Here is a 4,678-nt window from a genome sequence, read left to right as displayed (position 1 = left end):
TGGCGCGGCACCAGCTCGCGCTGGACCTGGAGACCAGCGAGCCGGTGGCAACCCCGCGGCCCCCGAAGCAGCTGGTCCTGCACGTCCACCTGGCCGATGCGGCGATCGGTCGGCTGGAGAACGGCCGGGTGCCGATCACCGTCGAGCAGGTTCGCGGTTGGTGCACGAACCCCGACACGAGCGTGGTGATCAAGCCAGTGATCGACCTGGCTGAACACCACCACGTCGATGCTTACGAAGTCCCCGACCGGATCCGTGAACAGTCCGTTCTGATCAACCCGACCTGCGTCTTCCCGTGGTGCACCCGGTCGGCCCGGGCATGCGACAGCGACCACCTCCAGCCGTACAACGCCGGCGGCAGCACAACCTCCGACAACATCGCGCCGTTGTGCCGCAGGCACCACCGGCTGAAGACCCACGGCGGGTGGCGCTACACCAGGATCGATCCCGGGTCGTTCCTGTGGAACAGCCCGCACGGCTACGCCTACCTCCGTGACGCCACCGGCACCACCGACGTCAGCCGCAACCGGCGAGCGCCATCGGCACCATCGGGTCAACAGCCACCCCACCGACAACCCTGACCGCCCCCCACCCCGCCGATCCACGATCCGCGGGGCAGAGGCATGTCCGGAGTCGGTTCGGCGGCCGGGGTCAGCGCTCCCGAACCTCGACTCGCGCCCAGAAGTCACGCAGCAGCCCATGGGCTCGCGGGTCCTGGTGCGCGGCGTGCCCCGCTCCCGGGAGCTCCGATCGCATCGCTCCGAGAGTGGCGAGCGCCTCCGCCGTCTCGTCGTAGAGCGGACTCCAACCCCCGGTGACGACCAGGGTGGGCACCGGCAGACCCAGAGCTGCTGAGATCCCGGTGCCCCACGGGGGACGCAAGCGGCGGAGCCGTCCCACCGCCTCCTCCAGGTCGTCCTTCGACAGCTCGGGAGCCGGCTCACCCATCGCCTCGGCGAACAGCAGCGAGAACTCGCGCGCCGACACAGCCGGGTCATCAGCGACGGCGTACACCGGGTCCATCGCGGCGATGTGCTCCTCCACGGCGGGCCGGCCCCGGGCGAGGTCGAAACAGGCCGGCTCGAAGAGCGCCAGCGAGACCACCAGGTCCGGGCGGCGCTGGGCCGCGATGACGGCGGCGTTCCCGCCGTACGACGTGGCGACCACATGAGCACGTCCTTGTGCTCGTGCCAGCTGGAAGCGTCGCGCTGCGCTGCTTGGAGTGGCCAGGCCTCGGCTCCCGCTCGCCCAGCGCCGTGCAGGAAGACCACCGTCATGGAGGTCACGGTGCCCCGACGATCGTTCGACGCCGTCCCCGACACACCCCGCCAACCTCTAGGCTCACCCCCGTGAAGCGCGCCGTCCGCCAGCCGACCCCGCACCCCTCGGGTGCCCTGCCTCCCGTCATCCCGAAGGACCTGGTCCCGAAGCACGTGGCGGTGGTGATGGACGGCAATGGTCGCTGGGCCAAGGAGCGCGGACTCCCGCGCACCAAGGGCCACGAGCAGGGCGAGAGCTCGCTCTTCGACGTCGTCGAGGGCGCGATCGAGATCGGCGTCAAGGCGATCTCGGCCTACGCCTTCTCGACCGAGAACTGGTCGCGCTCGCCCGACGAGGTGAAGTTCCTGATGGGCTTCAACCGCGACGTGATCCGCCGTCGCCGCGACGAGATGCACGAGCTCGGCGTCCGGGTCCGCTGGGCCGGCCGGGCGCCGCGCCTGTGGAAGTCCGTGATCCGCGAACTCCAGGTCGCCGAGGAGCTCACCCGCGACAACGACGTCCTCACCCTCACCATGTGTGTCAACTACGGGGGCCGCGCCGAGCTGGCCGACACGGCCCGCTCGATCGCCCGCGAGGTGGCCGCCGGCCGGCTCAACCCGGAGAAGATCGACGAGAAGACCTTCGCCCGGCACCTCTACGTCCCCGAGCAGTCCGACGCCGACCTGGTCTGGCGTACGTCGGGGGAGCAGCGGTTGTCCAACTTCATGCTCTGGCAGGCGGCGTACTCGGAGTTCGTCTTCTCCGACGTGCTGTGGCCCGACGTGGACCGACGCCACCTGTGGGAGGCCATCGAGACCTATGCCCGCCGCGACCGTCGGTACGGCGGAGCCGACCCGGTTGGCTGATCTCGACGAACCAGTTCGCCCGTTTCCGCCCGGTTCCACGTACGGCCGCGACTGCATCTGGGACTCTGGTCTTCGCACACCGTTTCCGGGGGGAGGGAGACCTGCGGTGAGATTCAGCCTGCCGCCCGGGTCGTCCTTGCGGACCCCGATCATGGGCGACGACCCGGACCCTCGGCTGCTGCAGGCGGGGTTCACCTTCTTCCTGGCGCTGGCCGTCGCGCTCGCGTACACCCAGGGCAACCGGTTCAGCGTCAACCCGCTGCCGACCGCTGGGTTGATCCTGGCCGCCGCGGCGTTCCTGCTCGCCCCGCTCGTCCCGTGGCGACGGGTGCCGCGGGCGCTGATGGGGGTGCTGCCGGCCGTCGACATCCTGGCCCTGGGCCTGGCTCGGATGAACCAGCTCGGCGACGGGTCGAGCGGCGGGGGGATCATCCTGGTGGTGGTGCCCGCCCTCTGGCTGGGCTGGCTCTTCGGCCGTCGCGGTGCGCTGCTGGCGATCGTCTTCATCCTGACCTTCGCCGTGGTCCCGGCAGCGATCTACTTCGGGCCCACGGTCGAGACCCTGACCCGTTCGGTGCTGATCGCGGTCGTCTCGGGGGTCGCTGCCCTGCTGATCGCGGTCAGCCGCGAGGCCGCACAGGCCGGTGAACTCCGCGCCGAGGAGCGCGGCGCTGCGCTCACCGAGGCGCTCGCCACCATCGAGCACCAGCGCCGGATGGCCGAGGCGATCCTCGAGTCCGTCGACGTCGGCCTGGTGCTGCTGGACCGTGAGGGCAACTACCAGCAGACCAATCGCCACCACCGTCAGTCGCTCCACCTGGCCTTCCCCGGCGGGCACCACGGTCACGCCGGCGAGGCCGGCCACATCTACGCGGCTGACGGGGTCCAGTCGTTGTCCCCCGACGAGCTGCCCAGCGCCCTGGCCATGAGCGGCCACGAGTTCGACGACATGCGGATCTGGATCGGGCACGACCCCACCACGCGTCGCGCGATCTCCGTCTCCTCCCGTCGGGTGCTCGACGAGCACGGCGATCTCGCCGGGGCTGCGCTCGCCTACAAGGACGTCACGGCGTTCGTGGACCTGCTGAAGGTCAAGGACGAGTTCCTCGCGTCGGTCTCCCACGAGTTGCGCACACCGCTCACCTCGATCATGGGCTACGTCGACCTGCTGCTCGAGGACGGCGAACTGGACCCTGCGACCCGACAGCAGCTGGAGGTCGTCGAGCGCAACAGTGCCCGACTGCTCCGCCTGGTGGCCGACCTGCTGCAGGCCGCTCAGACCGACGCCGGGCCTGCAGAGCTGGTGCGTTCACCGACGGACCTGAGCACGCTCGCCCGGGAGTCGGTCGGCGCCGCCGAGCCCTTCGCCACAGCCGGCGGGATCAAGCTCCGCCTCGACACCCCGGACCGGCTGATGGCACGTGTCGACGCCCCGAGGATCGGTCAGGTGCTCGACAACCTGATCTCGAACGCGATCAAGTACTCCCCGAGTGGGGGAGATGTCCGGGTCGTGCTGGCCGTGGCCGGGGACGAGGCGGAGATCGAGGTCAGCGACAGCGGCATCGGCATCGATGCGCTCGACCACGAGCGCCTGTTCACCCGCTTCTTCCGGGCCGCCGATGCCCGGGCCCGTTCGATCCAGGGGATCGGGCTGGGACTCAGCGTGCTCAAGGCGATCGTGGAGGCTCACGGCGGCCGGGTCGAGGTGGAGAGCGAGCTGGGCGTGGGCAGTGTCTTCCGGGTCCGGTTGCCGCTCGACCTGGGTGTCCCGGTCTGAGCGTCAATGGCAGCGGGGGCAGGTTCCGAAGATCTCCAGGGTGTGGCTGACGTCGCCGTACCCGTGCTCGTCGGCGATCGCCCGGGTCCACCGCTCGACAGCGGGACCCTCGACCTCCACGGTGGCCCCGCAGACCCGGCAGACCAGGTGGTGGTGATGGGCGTCCGAGCAGCGTCGGTACATCGCCTCGCCGTCCTCGGTGCGGAGCAGGTCCACCTCACCGCTGTCGGCCAGCCGTTGCAGCGTCCGGTACACGGTGGCCAGCCCCACGTTCTCGCCGCGCTTGCCGAGCAGCTCGTGGATCTCCTGGGCCGAGCGGAAGTCGCTGAACGAGTCCAGCGCCTGGGCGACGGCGAGCCGCTGCCGGGTGGGCCGGAGTCCGGGGACGGGGGTGGGCACGGGCTCGCCGCCGGCGGTCTCGTCAGTGCTCGTCATAGTGCTTCTCGTGGGGTGCGTGGCGGTGGCCGTCGTGGACGTAGTCGACGTGGTCGCCATGGGGTACGGCGACGTGACCGCAGTCCTCGCCGTGGCGATGCGGGTGCTCGTCGGTGACCAGGTGGCCGTCGACCAGGTCGTCGTCAGGGAACGGCGCATGCAGCTGCTGGCGGTGGCGCACCCAGATCCCGATCGGCCAGGTGACGGCGAAACCGGCTAGGGAGAGCAGCACGATCGCCGGCCCGGACGCGACCTGGGCCTGCGTGGACAGCACGGCCGAGACCAGCAGGCCACCCACGGAGGCCAGGGTCCCCAACACCATCGCGGCGACCAGGGTGGT

Annotated in this window: 5 protein-coding genes and 1 pseudogene; 3 read left to right on the top strand and 3 right to left on the bottom strand. The window is 70.6% G+C overall.

Annotated elements, in window-relative coordinates:
* The coding region (locus ABZE72_RS15820; RefSeq protein WP_372729996.1) for an HNH endonuclease signature motif containing protein at positions 1-581 on the top strand (581 nt) is incomplete at its 5' end.
* 70 nt (positions 582-651) lie between these two features.
* Here ABZE72_RS15820 and ABZE72_RS15815 read toward each other — a convergent pair.
* Positions 652-1,167 carry an alpha/beta fold hydrolase gene (locus tag ABZE72_RS15815; protein WP_372729995.1) on the bottom strand — a complete coding sequence of 172 codons (516 nt, stop codon included), beginning with the start codon at positions 1,165-1,167 and terminating at the stop codon, positions 652-654.
* A 182-nt stretch (positions 1,168-1,349) separates the two neighbouring features.
* On the opposite strand from ABZE72_RS15815, the gene ABZE72_RS15810 reads away from it, so the two are divergent.
* Positions 1,350-2,126, top strand: a complete 777-nt coding sequence (locus tag ABZE72_RS15810; RefSeq protein ID WP_372729994.1) for an isoprenyl transferase — start codon at positions 1,350-1,352, stop codon at positions 2,124-2,126.
* Positions 2,127-2,232: 106 nt separating this feature from the next.
* Positions 2,233-3,903 (top strand): sensor histidine kinase, encoded by a 1,671-nt coding sequence (locus ABZE72_RS15805; RefSeq protein WP_372729993.1) that lies wholly within the window; start codon positions 2,233-2,235, stop codon positions 3,901-3,903.
* 3 nt (positions 3,904-3,906) lie between these two features.
* Here the strand turns inward: ABZE72_RS15805 and ABZE72_RS15800 are convergent, their stop codons facing one another.
* Positions 3,907-4,338, bottom strand: coding sequence for a Fur family transcriptional regulator (locus tag ABZE72_RS15800; protein WP_372729992.1), 432 nt, complete (start codon positions 4,336-4,338; stop codon positions 3,907-3,909).
* Positions 4,325-4,678 (bottom strand): annotated as a pseudogene (locus tag ABZE72_RS15795) (metal ABC transporter permease); the annotation flags it as partial. The gene ABZE72_RS15800 and the pseudogene ABZE72_RS15795, both read right to left, overlap by 14 nt.

This window comes from Nocardioides sp. (assembly GCF_041600255.1).
In the GTDB taxonomy this organism is placed as follows: Bacteria; Actinomycetota; Actinomycetes; order Propionibacteriales; family Nocardioidaceae; genus Nocardioides.
This window is presented reverse-complemented; position numbering and strand designations above follow the sequence as displayed.

Bases quoted from the DNA above. Each gene is read 5' to 3' on its own strand.
- ABZE72_RS15800 (WP_372729992.1), bottom strand. From the start codon at position 4,338: ATGACGAGCACTGACGAGACCGCCGGCGGCGAGCCCGTGCCCACCCCC.